The organism is Streptomyces sp. NPDC001851, from assembly GCF_040297165.1.
Classification (GTDB): domain Bacteria; phylum Actinomycetota; class Actinomycetes; order Streptomycetales; family Streptomycetaceae; genus Streptomyces.
On sequence record NZ_JBEOYR010000001.1, the window covers coordinates 197,969 to 215,054 of the forward strand.

Genomic DNA, 17,086 nt, shown 5'->3' on the forward strand with positions numbered 1-17,086 from the left:
GACCGCCGAGGCCAAGCCCCGCCGGACCCGGAAGACCACCGCCGCCGCCGAAGCCGCCGTGGACACCGCCGAGGCCACCGAGGCCAAGCCCCGCCGTCGCACCCGTAAGGCAGCGGAGCCGGCCGCCGAGGCCGCGTCCGTCGTGGCGGAGGCCCCGACGGAGGAGCCCGCCCCGGCGACCAAGCCGCGCCGCACCCGCAAGACGGCCACTGCCGCCGAGACGGCCACGGCCACCACCGAGACCGCCGAGGCCAAGCCCCGCCGGACCCGGAAGACCACCGCCGCCGCCGAAGCCGCCGTGGACACCGCCGAGGCCACCGAGGCCAAGCCCCGCCGCACGCGGAAGACCGCCGCCGCCGCACCCGAGGCCCCCGAGGCCGAGGCCAAGCCGCGACGGACCCGCAAGACGGCCGCTGCCGCGCCGGAGACGGCCGAGGCCCCCGAGGCCGAGGCCAAGCCCCGCCGGACCCGGAAGACCACCGCCGCCGCCGTCGACACCGCCGAAGGCGCGGAAGCCAAGCCCCGTCGTACGCGGAAGACCGCCGCCGCCGCACCCGAAGCCGCCGAGGCCGAGGCCAAGCCGCGACGGACCCGCAAGACGGCCGCTGTGGAGATCCCCGCACAGGCGACCGAGGAGCCGGAGGCCAAGCCGCGCCGCCGTACCCGCAAGGCCACGGCGGCCGTCGAGGCCGTCGAAGGCTGATCCGGCACACCGTCACCGACGGCCCGGTCCACTCAGGTGGGCCGGGCCGTCGCGTTTCCGCCCGCACCGGCCCGATAGCCTCTCCCCATGAGCAGGCCCGCCACCTTCGTCCCGCCGCCCGGTGCCCGGGCGTACTCCCTGCGGACCGCGCGGGGGGAGTTCGCCGTCGTCGACGCTCCCGTGGCCGACGGGGTGGAGCCCCGAGGGGTCGCGCTGTTGCTGCCGGGGTTCACCGGGAGCAAGGAGGACTTCAATCCGCTGCACGTGCCGCTCGCGGAGCGCGGGTACCGGACCGTCGCCGTCGACGGGCGCGGCCAGTACGAGTCGGACGGGCCCGAGAGCGATCAGTCCGCCTATGCGCAGGAGGAGTTGGCGCGGGACGTGCTGGCCCAGGCCGAGGCGCTGGGGCAGCCGGTGCATCTGCTGGGTCACTCCCTCGGCGGGCAGATCTCCCGCGCCGCCGTGCTGCTCGATCACGCCCCCTTCCGGTCGCTCACCCTCATGGCGTCCGGCCCCGCACAGATCTCGGAGTCCCAGCAGCAGCGCGTGAAGCTGCTGCGGGACGCGCTCGCGGTGATGTCGATGGCGGAGGTCTGGGACGCGATGCGGGCGATGGAGACGCCCGAGGAGACCGAGACGGCCGCACTCGACGGCGGCCTCGACGACCGGGACGACCTGCGGCGCCGCTGGCTGGGCACCCGGCCCGCCCAGCTCCTCGCCACCGGGCGCCAGTTGTGCACGGAGCCGGACCGGGTCGCGGAACTGGCCGCCGTACCGCTGCCGTTCCACATCCTGTCCGGCTCCCGGGACGACACCTGGCCGCTGCCCCTGCTGGACGACATGGCGGTACGGCTGGACGCGCGGCGGACGGTGATCGAGGACGCCGAGCACTCCCCCAACACCGACCGGCCCCTGGCCACGGCGCGCGCCCTCGCCGACTTCTGGGACACCACGGGCGGAGAAGGTTAGAACTGCGCCTGCAGATGCCCCCAGAAGCCGTCCCTGAGGGCGCGGCGCAGGTCCGCCTGGCCGCGCAGGGAGTACTGCAGCAGGCTCTCCGCCTCGACCAGCAGGTCCTGGTCGACGGAGCCGGGCAGGTAGGGGTGGCCGGGGAGCAGCTCGACGAGGGCCTCGCGGCCCCGGGAGGCCAGCCACTTGGCCGCGATCTGGGCGCCGACGAAGCGGACGTCCTCGCGGGTGGGGCGGGCGCCGGCGGTGGCGTCGTAGGCGGCGGCCGTGCGGCGGGAGACGTACGGCTTGAAGAACTCCAGGTCGAGGGTGCGCTGGCTGTCGACTTCCCAGAGCAGCGGCTCGGCCTGGTTGCGGCCCTCGGGCGCCTCGATGCCCCACAGGTGGACACGGGCGCCGTACCCCTGCGCCGCCTCGACCGCCGAGACCAGGTCCTCGTCGCCGCCGAGGAGCGCCGCGTCGCTGATGGCGCGGTGCCGGGCGAGGGACTCCAGGTCCGTGCGGATCAGTGAGTCGACACCCTTCTGCTGGTTGTTGGCGTTGAGGTTGCCCAGGCGGACCTTGACGTCGGGCAGTTCGGCGATGGCCTGCTGCTCGGCGGTGTGGATGCGGCGGCGGGCGCCGTCGTACCAGTAGACGCGCAGCAGGCGGCTGTCCGCGAAGACCGAGCGGGCCCGGTCGATGAGGGCCTCGATCAGGCCCTCGGCGTCCAGGTCGAAGGCCCGGCGGTCCTCGGTCCCCGCGACCAGCCGGCCCACCGCCGCGTACAGATAGCCCGCGTCGACGAAGATCGCGTGGGTGGAGGGCGTCTTCGCCACCTCGGCGAGCATGCGCTTCAGCAGCTCGTTCGTGTGGTCGATGCGGGCGCCCAGGGCCGCGAGTTCGTCGTTCATCGCGACCATTGTCCTGGTCGTCACAGTGCGAACACAACCGGTCCCGATCGGTCCCGGGGAGCACCGAGGGGACCGACTTACCGGTCAGTAATTAGTCGTTCGAAAAATTTCTTTAGCGTAGGGAATGTTTGTAACAAGGAACGTGTTGACTCCGTACGACACCGGATACACAACCGGTGCGCCAAGTAGTTCTCCGCAGGAGGATGACCAGACGAAGGGAGAAGCCCTTGCGCTTCGAGATCATGCGACTCGACGAGGTCGACGGCACCACCGTGGACAGCACCGTCGTGGACGCCGCCTCCGTCAACCGGATCGTTCAGCAGGCCGCCGCCATCGGACAGCGCCTGTGGATCCGCCCGGCCGAGACCAAGGCCTCGTAACGCTCACGCGTTCCGCGCCACTCAAGCCTTCCGGGGGAGCCGAGCCGACGAGGGCTCAGCTCCCCCGGATCACCTGAGTGATCCCGTTGATGATCTGCTGCACCGCGATCGCGGAGAGCATCATGCCCGCGAGCCGGGTCACCAGCACCACACCGCCGTCCTTGATGACGCGGATGATCAGCAGCGAGTAGCGCATCACCAGCCACAGCACGACATGGATCGCGAGGATCGCGGACCACACCGAGATCTGCGTGGACACGCTGTCGGCCTTCTGCACGGCCAGGATCACGGACACGATCGCCCCGGGCCCCGCCAGCAGCGGCATGCCCAGCGGTACGAGCGCGACGTTCACGTCCTTGGTCTGCTTCGGCTCGTCGGTCTTGCCGGTGAGCAGGTCCAGCGCGATCAGCAGGAGCAGCAGACCGCCCGCGATCATCAGCGCGGGGACGGAGACGTGCAGGTAGTCGAGGATCTGGTGGCCCAGGACGCCGAAGGTGGCGATGACCCCGCCCGCCACGCACACGGCCTGGAAGGCCATGCGCTTCTGCACCTTGGCCGGACGGCCGGCGGTGAGGGCGAGGAAGATCGGGGTGATCCCGGGGGGATCCATGATGACGAAAAGGGTCAGGAACAGGGAGCCGAAGACGGCGATGTCGAACATGGGGGAAGTACTGGCCTTGCTGGAAAAGGGTGAACTACGGGCGTGTGAGGGCCGCTGACGGCCTCAGGCTCCGCCGGTGCCCGGCACCGGGAACGCGCCGGTCGCCCGTCGCGTGATCTCCCCGTACACCTCGGGGTCGGTCGTGTACGCGCCCAGCGACACGGTCTTGCGGCTGCCGTGGTAGTCCGAGGAGCCCGTGACCAGCAGGTCCAGCTCCTTCGCCAGGCCCCGCAGCCGCTCGCGCGCCTCGGCGTCGTGGTCCATGTGGTCGACCTCGACGCCGTCGAGACCGGCCGCGGCCATCTCGGCGATCGCCGCCTCCGGGACCGTACGACCCCGCTTGGCGGCAGCCGGGTGCGCGAAGACACAGACCCCGCCCGCGCCCTTGACCAGCCGGATCGCCTCGAACGGGTCGGTCTCGTGCTTCTCCACGAAGGCCCGGCCGCCGTCGGCCAGCCACTGCTCGGTGAACGCGTCGCTCACCGTCGGTACGACGCCCAGCTCGACCAGCGCCGTCGCGACGTGCGGGCGCCCCACGGAACCGCCGGCCGCGATCCGCTCGACCTGCTCCCAGGTGACCGGCACGCCCAGCGCGTTGAGCTTGGCGATCATGCCCTTGGCCCGCGGCACCCGGTCGTCCCGCACCAGCTCACGCTCGGCGAGCAGAGCGGGCTCCTCGGGGTCGAAGAGGTAGGCGAGCAGGTGCATGGAGACGCCGTCGATGCGACAGGACAGCTCGGCGCCGGTGACCAGCGTCAGCCCCTCGGGCAGCGCGGCGACCGCCTCGGCGTGTCCACGGGTGGTGTCGTGATCGGTCAGCGCGACGACGTCCAGCCCGGCGGCGGCGGCATTGCGCACGAGCTCGGCCGGGGTGTCCGTACCGTCGGAGGCCGTGGAGTGACAGTGCAGATCGATGCGCACGGTGACTCCAGACGGGAACATGACGGACGGGGACACCTAAGGATAGCGGGATTTTCCAGCCCCGCTGTCACACCCGAACCCATCGAGCGCCCCCTACTGCAGCCCCCTCAGGGGCGCGGGGAACTGCGCGAGCAACCACAACGCACCCGCACCCGCCACCACACAGCACCCGGCACCCGGCACCCCAGTGGGCGCTACGGCCGAAGCAAGCGCGGCGACAACGCTCCGCAGGGCACCAGATCCAGCTCCGCCCCCGCCTCCCGCAGATCCGTCAGCACCAGCTCGTCGTACATGAGCAGCCCGGACTGCTCGGGCCACATCACCGCCCACAGCCACATCCCGAGCGCCTCGCCGGCGAAGACCGCACGGTCGTCGGGGGTGCGGTAGACGTGCCAGAGCGGGGTCGGCCGGCCGGCGGCCAGGACCTTCGCCTGGGGCGGCTTCTCGATGTTCATGTAGGACCCCGGGTCCGGGCCGTCGATGCCCGCGTACCGCGCGCCGAGACCGACGCCGAGCTCCTCGGCGACCAGGATCAGCTCCCCGGGGCCGCCGAGCGGGCCGGGGCCGGAGCAGGCCACGGCGGTCGCGCGGCCACCGCTGCGGTCGTCGCCGGCGTAGGCCACGCCCGTGAAGAGCCAGCCGACCGGCAGCGGCCAGGGCATCCACAGCGGGACATGCGTGCGGTGCACGACGGCACCGAGGGCTTCGACGCTGGGCGGGATCACGGGCTGCAGCGGATACACCGTGCCGTGCACATCACACTGCCACGCATCGGCGAAGAGGCCGGGAGCCCTGACCCGGCCACCACACCGCGGGCAACTGGGTTCGCCCCTCATAGGGCTCCACGGTCCTACCCCTGCCCGCCCACGTCAAGGATGATCACCCGTCCGGACGGAACACGTCGCCCCGGCGCCTGCCCGCCCCTGCCCGCGACGCCGCCGACCGTTTCGCCGCCCCGTGGCCGGCCGGGGCCTCGGCAGGGCCAACCGGCCGCACCGGGACGTCAGTTGGTGAGGTTGCTCACGCCGGCGCCGCCTAGTCCAACGGGGCGGATCTGCGGGCGGGGTCGCGCAGGTCCGTCCCGTTCGCGAGCCAGCGCTCCTGGAGGGCCTGGGCGCCGTGCACCCGCTTCCAGGCGGCCTCGTTGGGGGTCATCGGCAGCAGCGGCAGGAACCGTACGGGCTCCATCGGGTCGTCCAGCTCCAGGTCCTCCACCAGGCCGCCGGGCTCGCCCACCAGGACCGAGGTGAAGGGGGCGCCGGGCCACAGCGGGTCGCCCACGTCCAGGGAGGCGCCCGGGGTCACGATCAGCCCCTCCACCTGCGGGGACGCGGCCAGCACGGCGAGCGGACGGAGCACCTTGTCGGTGTCGGCGGCACCTGCGCGGACGGAGAGGACCAGCTCGGCGCGGGGCCCCTTGACCGGGTCGGCGAGCATCGCGGTGGGGTCGGTCATGGGGTGCGCGGACATGCCGAGGGTGGCGTACCGGACCACGTCCCCCTCCTGGAACCGGAGCACCTCGATGCGGTCCGTGCCGAGGAAGGTGACGGCGGCGCGCGCGTCCGGTTCGCCCAGCGCGGTGGTCAACCGTGCCTCGACCAGAGGAAGAACATCAACCATGCGGTGAGCATAGAACTCGTCAGTAGCGGGCAAAGCGGCACCTTGACACATCGGGCGACTGCTACGCTGAGCCGGTGGTTCGGGGCAGCCCGCAGAGCGTGCCGTCAAGTCCCGACACTCAGACTCCCTTACGAGGGACCGGCCGGAGGAGGTGGGGCTGTCATGGATCGAAGTCGACCGTGCAGTACCACTCGCTCTTCCGCCCGCTGAATCTGCTCACTGGCTGGTTTCCGGCTGTTCGACGCGTCTCGCCGTGTCCGCCCTTCGGAAGAGCACTTCGTCCTGCTTTGCCTGATCTGCATCAGTTCTGCATCAGTAGCGAAGTCGCCACCGCGACGGTGCGGTGCTCCCCGCTTTGTGGACGTGCCAAACATCCGCAGTGACAACGTCCCCATTCCGGGTAGTTCCACCCGTCGCCGGCGGTCTTTCGTTGCCTGTCGCGAAGGAGCCTGCCCATGTCGATGATCCGCGACCTGCGCGCCGTGGTCCGCCCGTCCCGCGTCTCGCTGCGCAAGACCACGGGCGCGTCGAGCCCGTCGTACGACACCACCCGCGACCCCGCCACGCCCTCGGCGGTCGTGGACTGCGCCGTGTACCGCGACGGTGCCCGGGTCGCCAGCGCGAAGCCGCTCACCCCACACGAGGCGATGCGGCTGGTGCGGCGCGACGGCGGCTTCGTGTGGATCGGGCTGCACGAGCCGACCGAGGCCGAATTCGCCGGTATCGCGGGCGAGTTCGGACTGCACCCACTGGCCGTCGAGGACGCGGTGCAGGCGCACCAGCGGCCCAAGCTGGAGCGGTACGACGACTCGCTCTTCACCGTCTTCAAGACCATCCACTACGTCGAGCACGACCGGCTCACCGCCAACAGCGAGGTCGTCGAGACGGGCGAGGTCATGTGCTTCACCGGGCGGGACTTCTTCATCACCGTCCGGCACGGCGGCCAGGGCTCGCTCAGGGCGCTGCGCCACCGTCTGCAGGACGACCCGGAGCTGCTGGCCAAGGGCCCCTCGGCGGTGCTGCACGCGATCGCCGACCATGTCGTGGACGGCTACATCGCGGTCGCCGACGCGGTGCAGGACGACATCGACGAGGTGGAGACCGAGGTCTTCTCGCCGGGCCGCAAGGGCGGGGTGTCCCGGGGTGTGGACTCGGCGCGGATCTACCAACTCAAGCGTGAGGTGCTGGAGTTCAAGCGGGCGGTGGCTCCCCTGCTGCGGCCGATGCAGCTGCTGAGCGAGCGGCCGATGCGGCTGATCGACCCGGACATCCAGAAGTACTTCCGGGACGTCGCCGACCACCTCGCCCGGGTCCAGGAGCAGGTGCTGGGCTTCGACGAGCTCCTCAACTCCATCCTCCAGGCCAACCTGGCGCAGGCGTCCGTCGCGCAGAACGAGGACATGCGGAAGATCACCGCCTGGGCCGCGATCATCGCCGTACCGACGATGGTGTGCGGGGTCTACGGCATGAACTTCACGTACATGCCCGAGCTGCACTGGAAGTACGGATACCCGGTGATCATGGGCATCACGGTCGTCATCTGTCTCGGCATCCACCGCACGCTGAAGCGCAACGGCTGGCTGTGAGCGGGCGCTGGATAGGCTGGGCACATGACAAGCGAGCTGCTCGACCGGGCCCTCATCGAGGAGGCCGCGAAGAAGTCCGGCCTCATCTGGGTCAGGGCCGCCGGTGCCCCGGCCGCGCGTGCGCTGTGGCACGTGTGGCACGAGGGCGCGGTGTGCCTGGTCGGCGACGGGCCCGGTGAGCAGCCGCTTCAGGGGCTGGCCGACGGGGGCTCCGCCGAGGTGACCGTGCGCAGCAAGGACAAGGGCGGCCGGCTGGTGACGTTCCCGGCGACCGTGTCCGAGCTGGCGCCCGGTACCGAGGAGTGGCAGGCGGCGGTCGCCGAGCTGAAGGGCAAGCGCCTGAACGCGCCCGACGGCGAGGAGATGCCGGCCCGCTGGTCCCGCGAGTGCCGGGTGCTGCGCCTGGCTCCGGCGGGGCCGGTGGCGCCGTTGCCGTCCGGCAGCCTGGCGGCGGCACCGGTGGCGACGCCGGCGACCACGCGGATGCCGGTCCCGGCGGGCCTGCCGAGGCTGCTTGCGAAGCGGCGGAAGAAGTAACGGCCGGACCGGAGCTTCAGCCGGCCCGGACGGGAACTCCCGGCCCCCGGCTAGGAGGCCGGCAGCTGCCTGCCGTAATCCACGGTCTCATCCTTCGCGGGCTCCGCTACGGCGAAGTCCTTGCCCCAGTCGGAGAAGGTGAGCGTGCCCGCGCCGCCGGCGCGGACCAGGCGGACGGGATACGGCGTGCCCTCCAGGGAGACGTCGAGGCTGCCGCCGGAACCCTTGTCGCCGGTGATGCGGATGGTGCGGGTACCCGCGTCGTCGTGGTGGCCGTCCGTCGCCAGTGTGCCGTGCAGTGTCAGCAGTCCTTCGAGAAGGAGGTCCTTGTCCGTGAAGCCGCTGAACTTCCGGTACGCGGGGTCTCCCTGCGGCACCTTCACATACTTGCCGTTCAGCGTCCCGGCCGTACCGTCGCCGCCGCCCTTGCCGCCGGCCTGGTTCCAGAAGTCCGCGTCGGCCTTCAGATACAGCTGCTTCCCGACCCTGAGCAGCTTGAAGGTCGCCCCCTTCGAGGTCACCGACCCGGTGCCGCCGTCGGCCTTCAACCGCATGTCCAGCTGGTACGTCCGCCCGCTGGTGACCACGGTCCCGGCCAGCCGTACCGCCGGTGCCCCCTGGGCGGCGGCCCGCGTCTTCGCCTGGATCCGGTCGGCGGGCAGCTTGCCCACGCCGTTCGTCCCCGCGTCCGGATCGCCGCCCCCGCACCCGGCCAGCACCGCCGTCCCCGTCACGGCGAGTGCGCAGAACGCGGTCACCCGCGCCGCCCGGCGGGCACGGCCCTGGGGAATCACAGTCACAGGTGGGGGCGCCTTTCTGACGGTTGCGGAGCGGAGTACCGCAGCGTACCGGTGCCCGGGCCGTCCGGCGGAGCCAGTCCGTCCGGACCCCCCACCAGGGCGTATCCGAGCAGTACGGGCTAGCCTGAAGCGCACCCGAGCGGGCAAATCCGAGCAATTCACAAAGAAAGCGGAACACCCGATCAAAGGGCGATTCCCAGGCACGTCAGCAGAGGAAGCACAGTCATGGCAGCCGGCGCCCCCCGGATCTTCGTCTCGCACCTCGCCGGGGTCCCCGTCTTCGACCCGAGCGGCGACCAGGTGGGCCGCGTCCGCGATCTGGTCGTGATGCTGCGCGTGGGCCGGCGGCCCCCGCGCCTGCTCGGACTGGTCGTCGAACTGGCCACCCGGCGCCGTATCTTCCTGCCCATGACCCGGATCACCGGGGTCGAGTCCGGGCAGGTCATCACCACCGGCGTGATGAACGTCCGGCGCTTCGAACAGCGGCCCACCGAGCGGCTGGTCTTCGGCGAGCTGCTGGACCGCCGCGTGCGGCTCGCGGAGACCGGCGAGGAGGTCACCGTCCTCGACGTGTCCGTGCAGCAGCTGCCCGCCCGCCGGGACTGGGAGGTCGACCGCGTCTTCGTCCGCAAGGGCCGCAAGGCGACCGCCTTCCGGCGGGCCAGGGGCGAGACGCTGACCGTCGAGTGGTCCGCCGTCACCGGGTTCTCCCTGGAGGAGCACGGGCAGGGCGCCGAGAGCCTGCTCGCCACCTTCGAGCAGCTGCGCCCGGCCGACCTCGCCAACGTCCTGCACCACCTCTCCCCCAAGCGGCGCGCCGAGGTCGCCGCCGCGCTCGACGACGACCGCCTGGCCGACGTACTGGAGGAACTCCCGGAGGACGACCAGATCGAGATCCTCGGCAAGCTGAAGGAGGAGCGCGCGGCGGACGTCCTGGAGGCCATGGACCCCGACGACGCGGCCGACCTGCTCTCCGAGCTGCCCGAGGAGGACAAGGAGCGGCTGCTGAGCCTGATGCAGCCGTCCGACGCGGCCGACATGCGCCGCCTGATGTCGTACGAGGAGCACACGGCCGGCGGTCTGATGACCACCGAGCCGATCGTGCTGCGCCCGGACGCCACGGTCGCCGACGCGCTCGCCCGGGTCCGCAACCCCGACCTCTCCCCCGCCCTCGCCGCCCAGGTCTACGTCTGCCGCCCGCCCGACGAGACCCCGACCGGCAAGTACCTGGGCACCGTGCACTTCCAGCGGCTGCTGCGCGACCCCCCGTACACCCTGGTCAGCGCGCTCCTGGACGAGGACCTGCAGACCCTGGCCCCGGACGCGGCGCTGCCCGTGATCGCCGGGTTCTTCGCCACGTACGACATGGTGGCCGCGCCCGTGGTGGACGAGTCCGGGTCGCTGCTGGGAGTGGTGACCGTGGACGACGTACTGGACCACATGCTGCCGGAGGACTGGCGGGAGACCGAGTTCCATCTGGCCGAGGGAGAGGGGGCGGCCGCACATGGCTCCTGAGCGTGAGAGCACCCGTGAGCGCACCACCCCGGCGGGCGCGACGGCCGCGACCCGGCCCCGTACGCCCCGCCTGGACCAACCGCGCCCGCCGCGCCGCCGGTTCCTGCCCGAGTGGGACCCGGAGGCCTTCGGCCGGCTGTCGGAGCGCATCGCCCGCTTCCTGGGCACAGGACGCTTCATCGTCTGGATGACGGTCGTCATCATCGTCTGGCTGACCTGGAACATCACCGCGCCCAGCCATCTGCGCTTCGACCCGTACCCGTTCATCTTCCTGACGCTGGTGCTGTCCCTGCAGGCCTCCTACGCGGCCCCGCTGATCCTGCTCGCGCAGAACCGGCAGGACGACCGCGACCGGGTCAACCTGGAGCAGGACCGCAAGCAGAACGAGCGGTCCATCGCCGACACCGAGTACCTGACCCGGGAGGTCGCCGCGCTGCGCATGGGCCTGGGCGAGGTGGCGACCCGCGACTGGATCCGCTCGGAGCTGCAGGACCTGGTCAAGGAGCTGGAGGAGCGCCGCCGTCACGACGGGCACCCCGGCCATGTCGTATTCCCGGCGGAACGGGCAGAACGCCCGCCGGGACGTGACACAGACGACCGCTGAGGGGCATCCCTCCGGCCCCTCGGCGCGCCGTACCATCGTCCTTATGGCTACGGAAGACGCGGTGCGCGAGGCGCTGGCGACGGTGAACGACCCGGAGATCCACCGACCCATCACCGAGCTGGGGATGGTCAAATCGGTGGAGATCGGCGCGGACGGGGCGGTCGCGGTCACCGTGTACCTGACGGTCTCCGGCTGCCCCATGCGCGACACCATCACCCAGCGCGTCACCGAGGCGGTCTCCCGGGTCGAGGGCGTCACCCGCGTCGACGTCACGCTCGACGTCATGAGCGACGAGCAGCGCAAGGAGCTGGCGACGGCCCTGCGCGGCGGCCAGGCCGAGCGCGAGGTCCCCTTCGCCAAGCCCGGCAACCTCACCCGGGTCTACGCGGTCGCCTCCGGCAAGGGCGGCGTCGGCAAGTCCTCGGTGACGGTCAACCTGGCGGCGGCGATGGCCGCCGACGGCCTGAAGGTCGGCGTGGTCGACGCCGACATCTACGGCCACTCGGTGCCGCGCATGCTGGGCGCGGACGGCCGTCCCACCCAGGTCGAGAACATGATCATGCCGCCGTCGGCGAACGGCGTGAAGGTCATCTCGATCGGCATGTTCACCCCGGGCAACGCCCCGGTCGTCTGGCGCGGCCCGATGCTCCACCGCGCCCTGCAGCAGTTCCTGGCGGATGTCTACTGGGGCGACCTGGACGTCCTGCTCCTGGACCTCCCGCCCGGCACCGGCGACATCGCCATCTCGATCGCCCAGCTGATCCCGAACGCCGAGATCCTGGTCGTGACGACCCCGCAGCAGGCGGCGGCGGAGGTGGCCGAGCGCGCCGGCTCCATCGCGGTGCAGACCCACCAGAAGATCGTCGGTGTGGTCGAGAACATGTCCGGGCTGCCCTGCCCGCACTGCGGCGAGATGGTCGACGTCTTCGGCACGGGCGGCGGCCAGCTGGTCGCCGACGGCCTGACCCGTACGACGGGTACGACCGTCCCGGTCCTCGGCTCCATCCCGATCGACGTGCGCCTGCGCGAGGGCGGCGACGAGGGCAAGCCGGTGGTCCTGACCGACCCGGACTCCCCGGCGGGCTCGGCCCTCCGCGCGATCGCGGGCAAGCTGGGCGGCAGGCAGCGGGGGCTGTCGGGGCTGTCGCTGGGGATCACGCCGAAGAACAAGTTCTAGGCTTCCACGACGAAGGGGCGCCGTCCTTCACGGACGGCGCCCCTGCCCATGCTCGTGCCCCGGGCACAGGTCAAGCGTGGTGCACAGCATGATCTCCTGGCAGGAGCCGGCTGCGGGCTCCCCACCCCGTCCTCGGTCGGCGTGCGGCACGAACCGCCACTGCGATGCTTTGGCGTGCCGTGTCCTGTCCGCCTTCTCCACGTGAGCGTGGAGCGTGCGAGCCTCCGGGTCGTTCGTCTCCACCAGCACCTCGTCCGCGGCGAGCGGGAAGTGGTCGTGCAGCAGGCACAGGCCGAAGCGGTTCAGATTCCCGTGCCTGGCCAGCACCGCCACCAGGTCCTTGACGAACTCGGCATCCTGCGGCCCCAGTCCCTCGGCCTCCTCGAAGCGGGGAAGCGGATTCCGCGGGGCGCCCACCTCGGTGTCGGTCATGGGTCCTCCGTCAATCGGTTGACGGTCACCGAGTTCCATTGTCGGCCGCCGCTCTAGCCCCCGCAAATGCCACTGGCACACCCCCAATGGGGTGCGTGCCAGGGCTGCGCCGGGTGTCTGTGCATGGCATGTACAGCGTTTTGTCTAGATTCGGCGGGGACACGGAGAGGTGCCGGCCCTGTGGCGATGACTCGATGGTGGCGGCTGTTGTTGCCGCTCTTGGTGCTGTTGGCCTGTGCAGGCGAGTGCGGAACAGCGCAGGCGCGGCAGCAGGATTCCAGCGCCGAGTGTTCGTCGGACAGCCTCAAGGGCAGCACCGTCAAAGCCACATTGCGGTTGGAGCACCACGATCGCTCCGTTCCCTGGCTCACTTCCGACATGACGGTGTGGGTACCGAGGCGGTGGCCACTCGCCAAGCAACTGACGTTCGGGGAGAAGTCTCCTCAGTACCGCCAGGCGATGCGATGCCTGCTGCTCGGGGACGAAACCCCCGGGTCGCGGAACGAGTGGCATCCCCATGACCCCGTGGTGACCGCCACCGACTCCTCCGTCAAGGTGCACTACGTCGCGTACAACTGGATCACCACAGAGAATCCCGTCCTCGTGGGCCCTTGGGAGATCATCCCCACCGGGAAGACATGGATGATCTATCTGTGGCCGCCGACGCTTCAGACCATCCGGTGGAAGAAGGTCGAGGCCGATCTGGGCGGCCTCAACTTCGACGACCTCGTGGAACGGGCATCCTCTTCCACCGGGACGCAGCTGGTGTGGAAGGACAAGCTGCCCGAAGACGTACAGGTGGAGGTCGATCCGCCCTGGCAGCGCTGGCTGCCGGTGAGGTACGGCCGGTCGCTCTTGGCCACCGCGGGCATCGGCTCATGGTGGCTGTGCGCCTCGGTCCTGATCGCCGTGGCCGCACGCCGCGCCAGGCGCGACGAAGCAGCCGCGCGCGGGGCGGCACGTCAGCCAACGGAAGGAGAGGTCGCCCGGCGATCGACGGCGGATGTCCCGGACACCGACGCCCGATGCGACCTGAGCCCCACGCGCACGGTGTGGGAGTGGGCCGGGCTCGGCGCGGGGGTCGCCCTGGCACTGCTCCTGTCCCTCCGATACGAGCAGGTTTCCCCCCGGTGGCACGCGCTTGCCTGCATCCCCGCGGGCTTGGGTCTGGTCCTCGCCGCCCGCCCCTGGTGCCTCGGCGCGTCACCGACCGCACCTGGCGCCGTCCCTGACGAGCTGGCCCGGCCCGGAGACATCCGGCGTCGTCAGGCACGTGCCGTCATCTCCACCGCGTCTGCGGTCGCATGCATCGGGCTGGTGGTGCTCCTGACCCACGACGCCTTCGGACTTCCGGAGAGCCTGAGGCCGAGGACGACGAGCGCCTTCGGGCGCACCGCGCTCGCCGTGCTGGGCCTGACGACCGTGTGGCTGTGGTTGGCGGCCATGGTCTCCTGGGCCTGGCGCTTCGCGCGCGAAGGAGGCTTGCTGCGCGAGCCCTGGACCAGGCGGTGGGACACGGTCCCGGCCAAGTGCGTGGCAGCCGTCGGGTGCCTGCTGGCGGTCGTCGCCGGAGCACTGCTCGCATGCGCCTGGTGGGTGAACAGACGACGGTGGGAGCGCGTCAACTGGCTCGTCGACGAACATGACCCTTCCGGTTACGACGCATACCTGAGCAAGATCTTCGAGAATTTCTTCTACACCGATCTGACCTGGCTTTTCGCCTACAGCTGGGTTCTGACGGGAGTCGCCCTGCTAGCCCTGCTGCGCTTCCGCAACAGGCCACCCGGAGCACATGACCACGGCGGCGACGAGCACTTCCCCCTGGGGCCGAGCGGGCCCGACCTCCTGCTGACGGTCTCCTTGTTCGCCCTCTTCGTCGGCCTGCGGGCCGCGAAATTCGCGGGCGCCAGCGCCCTCTACGGCGTCTGGCTGGGCCTGAACATCCTCGCCCTGTACGCCGTTGTCGCCGTGGGGCGTGCGCGTCGGTGGTCCGTGCTGAGCCGGATGGGAGAGCGTTTCCGCAAAGAGCGTCTGGGCGCCCCGGAGCACCGAAGTGAATTGCTGAGGAAAGCCCACGAATACCGCACCGCGAACCACCAGATGCACTTGCTGGATCACGGCCATGCCGAAGGGGTGACCTATGAGCAGTTGGAAGAAACGCTGCACGATCTGCATGAGTGGCTGGTCAGCGAGTACGAAGGAGACGATCCACCGCAGCACATTTCGGTGCAGGACGTCGCCCTCGCCTGGGGACCGGAGGGACGTTGGTGGTCCAATGCGGTTCGCGCAGCGCGTCTGGCCTTCTGGTTCGGAACGCCGGCCACCGCGCTGCTTCTCTACTACCAGGCACAGGACCCCTACGGGCGACAGCAGATCCTGTACTCCGCCATCGGCCTTCCGGAGTTCATCGCGGACCTGATTCTCTATCAGATGGCGTGGGCGGCCGCCGGCTTCACGCTCGGGACGCTGTGGCGTCTGCTGCCCGGACGCCGGAGCCAGGTGCGGGCATGGCTCCTCACCGCCGCCTGCGGCGTCCCCGTGGTGCTGGCCGCTGCGCTCATCCACATCCTCGACACGGATCCTCGCCAGCTCCTCCTGTACACCGCCCTCCTCCTCATCGTCCTGACACTCACCAGCATCTGGATGGACATGGCGACGTTCCGGGAGGAGCAGCAGTACTGGCCCAGCAGCTTCACCCTGCTGCTGTCCGTCTACCAGCTGCGCGGCGTGTCCGGTCAGATCACTTGGCTCCTGGCCCAGATCCTGGCCGTCGCGACGATCTTGTACAACCTGACGCACTGAGCGGACGGCCCGCGGGGCCCGGGAGACATCGCACCCGGGCCCGACACGTCAGGCGTAGGCGGCGATGTCCTTGACCACCGAGAACCCGAGTCCGTACGCGCTCATGCCCCGCCCGTACGCGCCCAGGTGCACGCCCGTCTCCGTCGTGCCGGCCAGCACCCAGCCGAACTCCGACTCCCGGTAGTAGAACGAGGCCGCGGCCCCGTCCACCGGCAGGGAGAGCTGGGACCACTCCGGGCCCTCCAGATCGTCGGCCAGGGCCCACGCGGTCTCCGTCTGCTGGTCCAGCCAGTCGTCCCGCAGGGTGTGGTCCATCTGCCCGGGCCAGGTGAACGACAGCAGCCCCACCCCGGCCAGCCACGCGGCCGAGGAGACCGAGGTGGCCTCCAGCAGCCCCGTGCCGTCGGCGCTCCTCCGGGAAGGGTGCGCGGCGACGGTGACGACCACCGCGAACTTCTCCCGCGGCTCACCGGCGGAGCCGGCGTCGCCCCGGACGGAGGGCTCGTCGCCGTGCCCGATCGAACCGTGCTCGACGGCACCGTCGGCTGCCGTGCCCACCTGCATCAGCCAGCGCGGCCCGGTGAACGCCTCGTCGAGGCCGTACCACGGGAAGGGCGCCAGCAGGTAACCGTCGACCGCACGCCGGCCGGAGGGGGCCTGCTGCGCACCCTCCGCGGCCGGCGCCTTCGCGCCCACCCGACTCGTCGTCTCCATCTGCCCGGACGCCTCCTCGCTCTCGTCGGACCGGGGCGGCCCGCCCCCCTTCGGGCGTACTCCTCCGGTCCGCACAACAACTCGGCAGCATATCCACACCGGTGGGAGCCGCAGGGCAGGCGCTGGAGGCGTGGGTCGCGTGAACGCCCTGTTCACGACGTGTGCGACGGGTGCGTGCTATGAAACGCGTCACGTGCGCGGCATGCGCCCGCGTGCGCGTGTCGACCTGGCGGCGGGCTCGCGGCTAGGTGGCGTCCGCGTCGAAGGGCGGCCGCTCGTCCTTGCCGGGCTCCTCGGGCTTCTTGGTCATGTCGATGCGCGCACCGGAGACCGAGGGCGCCGAAGAAGACGTGGCGGAAGCCACGGAAGGGTCGGTGTCCCGGCCGTTGACGGCGTCCGTGACCTCGGCCATCTCCTTCTTCAGGTCGAACCCGTTGCGGATCTCCTTCAGCCCCAGCTCGTCGTTGTCCAGCTGCTTGCGGATGAACGTCTTGGGGTTGAGGTCCTCGAACTCGAAGTCCTTGAATTCCGGACCCAGTTCGCTGCGGATGTCCTGCTTGGCGCTCTCCGAGAACTCGCGGATCTTCCGGATCGTCCGCGTCACGTCCTGGATGACCTTCGGGAGCTTGTCCGGACCGAAGACGAGCACGGCGAGCACAATGATCGTCACCAGCTCCAGTGGCCCTATGTCATTGAACACCTGACGCTCCTTGCGATGTCCTCGGTCGCTCAACGGTACCCGGCGTTCCTGTCCGACCGGTACCGTCCCAAG

17 protein-coding genes and 1 pseudogene are annotated in these 17,086 nt (G+C 70.8%); 9 read left to right on the forward strand and 9 right to left on the reverse strand.

All coding sequences use genetic code 11. From position 1 onward, the window contains the following. Positions 1–703: pseudogene (locus ABT171_RS00905) on the forward strand (DEAD/DEAH box helicase); the annotation flags it as partial. A gap of 87 nt (positions 704–790) precedes the next feature. Next, positions 791–1,672 (forward strand): alpha/beta fold hydrolase, encoded by an 882-nt coding sequence (locus tag ABT171_RS00910; protein ID WP_351238329.1) that lies wholly within the window; start codon positions 791–793, stop codon positions 1,670–1,672. Here ABT171_RS00910 and ABT171_RS00915 read toward each other — a convergent pair. After that, positions 1,669–2,574: an NYN domain-containing protein gene (locus tag ABT171_RS00915; RefSeq protein ID WP_351239083.1), complete on the reverse strand. Its 906-nt coding sequence runs from the start codon at positions 2,572–2,574 to the stop codon at positions 1,669–1,671. The two genes, ABT171_RS00910 and ABT171_RS00915, sit on opposite strands and share 4 nt — an antisense overlap. Before the next feature lie 218 nt (positions 2,575–2,792). Between ABT171_RS00915 and ABT171_RS00920 the strand changes: the two genes are divergently transcribed. Beyond that, positions 2,793–2,945, forward strand: a complete 153-nt coding sequence (locus ABT171_RS00920; protein ID WP_019058373.1) for a DUF8834 family protein — start codon at positions 2,793–2,795, stop codon at positions 2,943–2,945. A 55-nt stretch (positions 2,946–3,000) separates the two neighbouring features. Here the strand turns inward: ABT171_RS00920 and ABT171_RS00925 are convergent, their stop codons facing one another. From ABT171_RS00925 to ABT171_RS00940, 4 genes are all read right to left on the reverse strand, one after another. Then, positions 3,001–3,606 (reverse strand): MarC family protein, encoded by a 606-nt coding sequence (locus tag ABT171_RS00925; RefSeq protein WP_351238331.1) that lies wholly within the window; start codon positions 3,604–3,606, stop codon positions 3,001–3,003. A 63-nt stretch (positions 3,607–3,669) separates the two neighbouring features. Further along, the gene (locus ABT171_RS00930; RefSeq protein WP_351239085.1) at positions 3,670–4,527 is read right to left on the reverse strand and encodes a PHP domain-containing protein; all 858 of its coding nucleotides are present in this window, start codon (positions 4,525–4,527) and stop codon (positions 3,670–3,672) included. A 194-nt stretch (positions 4,528–4,721) separates the two neighbouring features. Then, positions 4,722–5,363 (reverse strand): DUF6758 family protein, encoded by a 642-nt coding sequence (locus ABT171_RS00935; protein WP_351238333.1) that lies wholly within the window; start codon positions 5,361–5,363, stop codon positions 4,722–4,724. Positions 5,364–5,562: 199 nt separating this feature from the next. Beyond that, positions 5,563–6,147 (reverse strand): suppressor of fused domain protein, encoded by a 585-nt coding sequence (locus ABT171_RS00940; protein ID WP_351238335.1) that lies wholly within the window; start codon positions 6,145–6,147, stop codon positions 5,563–5,565. Positions 6,148–6,602: 455 nt separating this feature from the next. Between ABT171_RS00940 and ABT171_RS00945 the strand changes: the two genes are divergently transcribed. Both ABT171_RS00945 and ABT171_RS00950 read left to right on the forward strand, forming a co-directional pair. After that, a complete protein-coding gene (locus ABT171_RS00945) occupies positions 6,603–7,733 on the forward strand; it encodes a magnesium and cobalt transport protein CorA (protein ID WP_351238337.1) in 1,131 nt (376 codons plus the stop codon). 24 nt (positions 7,734–7,757) lie between these two features. After that, a complete protein-coding gene (locus ABT171_RS00950) occupies positions 7,758–8,270 on the forward strand; it encodes a hypothetical protein (protein ID WP_351238339.1) in 513 nt (170 codons plus the stop codon). A 50-nt stretch (positions 8,271–8,320) separates the two neighbouring features. Here ABT171_RS00950 and ABT171_RS00955 read toward each other — a convergent pair whose 3' ends face one another. Then, positions 8,321–9,070: a hypothetical protein gene (locus ABT171_RS00955; RefSeq protein ID WP_351238341.1), complete on the reverse strand. Its 750-nt coding sequence runs from the start codon at positions 9,068–9,070 to the stop codon at positions 8,321–8,323. Between the two features lie 225 nt (positions 9,071–9,295). Here ABT171_RS00955 and ABT171_RS00960 point away from each other — a divergent pair, with 225 nt between their 5' ends. Genes ABT171_RS00960 through ABT171_RS00970 form a run of 3 tightly spaced genes read left to right on the forward strand, consistent with a single transcriptional unit; the run spans position 9,296 to position 12,366 of the window. After that, on the forward strand, positions 9,296–10,585 hold the full coding sequence (locus ABT171_RS00960) for a magnesium transporter MgtE N-terminal domain-containing protein (RefSeq protein WP_351238343.1): 1,290 nt from the start codon (positions 9,296–9,298) through the stop codon (positions 10,583–10,585). Continuing rightward, the gene (locus tag ABT171_RS00965; protein ID WP_351238345.1) at positions 10,575–11,189 is read left to right on the forward strand and encodes a DUF1003 domain-containing protein; all 615 of its coding nucleotides are present in this window, start codon (positions 10,575–10,577) and stop codon (positions 11,187–11,189) included. The genes ABT171_RS00960 and ABT171_RS00965 overlap by 11 nt, the downstream gene beginning before the upstream one ends. Before the next feature lie 43 nt (positions 11,190–11,232). Next, complete coding sequence (locus tag ABT171_RS00970; protein ID WP_351238347.1) at positions 11,233–12,366, forward strand: Mrp/NBP35 family ATP-binding protein; 1,134 nt, start codon at positions 11,233–11,235, stop codon at positions 12,364–12,366. Positions 12,367–12,393: 27 nt separating this feature from the next. On the opposite strand, the gene ABT171_RS00975 is transcribed toward ABT171_RS00970, so the two are convergent. Then, complete coding sequence (locus ABT171_RS00975; protein WP_351238349.1) at positions 12,394–12,798, reverse strand: hypothetical protein; 405 nt, start codon at positions 12,796–12,798, stop codon at positions 12,394–12,396. A 186-nt stretch (positions 12,799–12,984) separates the two neighbouring features. On the opposite strand from ABT171_RS00975, the gene ABT171_RS00980 reads away from it, so the two are divergent. Beyond that, on the forward strand, positions 12,985–15,600 hold the full coding sequence (locus tag ABT171_RS00980; RefSeq protein WP_351239087.1) for a DUF6185 family protein: 2,616 nt from the start codon (positions 12,985–12,987) through the stop codon (positions 15,598–15,600). A gap of 48 nt (positions 15,601–15,648) precedes the next feature. Here ABT171_RS00980 and ABT171_RS00985 read toward each other — a convergent pair whose 3' ends face one another. Together ABT171_RS00985 and ABT171_RS00990 are read right to left on the reverse strand one after the other, a co-directional pair. Continuing rightward, positions 15,649–16,314 carry a hypothetical protein gene (locus ABT171_RS00985; RefSeq protein WP_351238351.1) on the reverse strand — a complete coding sequence of 222 codons (666 nt, stop codon included), beginning with the start codon at positions 16,312–16,314 and terminating at the stop codon, positions 15,649–15,651. Between the two features lie 244 nt (positions 16,315–16,558). After that, a complete protein-coding gene (locus tag ABT171_RS00990; protein WP_351238353.1) occupies positions 16,559–17,014 on the reverse strand; it encodes a sec-independent translocase in 456 nt (151 codons plus the stop codon). Positions 17,015–17,086 lie beyond the last annotated feature (72 nt).

Coding starts and splice junctions, on each gene's coding strand:
- ABT171_RS00915 (WP_351239083.1), bottom strand. CDS start 2,574: ATGGTCGCGATGAACGACGAACTCGCGGCCCTGGGCGCCCGCATCGAC.
- ABT171_RS00975 (WP_351238349.1), bottom strand. CDS start 12,798: ATGACCGACACCGAGGTGGGCGCCCCGCGGAATCCGCTTCCCCGCTTC.
- ABT171_RS00910 (WP_351238329.1), top strand. CDS start 791: ATGAGCAGGCCCGCCACCTTCGTCCCGCCGCCCGGTGCCCGGGCGTAC.
- ABT171_RS00925 (WP_351238331.1), bottom strand. CDS start 3,606: ATGTTCGACATCGCCGTCTTCGGCTCCCTGTTCCTGACCCTTTTCGTC.
- ABT171_RS00945 (WP_351238337.1), top strand. CDS start 6,603: ATGTCGATGATCCGCGACCTGCGCGCCGTGGTCCGCCCGTCCCGCGTC.
- ABT171_RS00970 (WP_351238347.1), top strand. CDS start 11,233: ATGGCTACGGAAGACGCGGTGCGCGAGGCGCTGGCGACGGTGAACGAC.
- ABT171_RS00960 (WP_351238343.1), top strand. CDS start 9,296: ATGGCAGCCGGCGCCCCCCGGATCTTCGTCTCGCACCTCGCCGGGGTC.
- ABT171_RS00940 (WP_351238335.1), bottom strand. CDS start 6,147: ATGGTTGATGTTCTTCCTCTGGTCGAGGCACGGTTGACCACCGCGCTG.
- ABT171_RS00980 (WP_351239087.1), top strand. CDS start 12,985: ATGACTCGATGGTGGCGGCTGTTGTTGCCGCTCTTGGTGCTGTTGGCC.
- ABT171_RS00965 (WP_351238345.1), top strand. CDS start 10,575: ATGGCTCCTGAGCGTGAGAGCACCCGTGAGCGCACCACCCCGGCGGGC.
- ABT171_RS00935 (WP_351238333.1), bottom strand. CDS start 5,363: ATGAGGGGCGAACCCAGTTGCCCGCGGTGTGGTGGCCGGGTCAGGGCT.
- ABT171_RS00985 (WP_351238351.1), bottom strand. CDS start 16,314: ATGGAGACGACGAGTCGGGTGGGCGCGAAGGCGCCGGCCGCGGAGGGT.
- ABT171_RS00950 (WP_351238339.1), top strand. CDS start 7,758: ATGACAAGCGAGCTGCTCGACCGGGCCCTCATCGAGGAGGCCGCGAAG.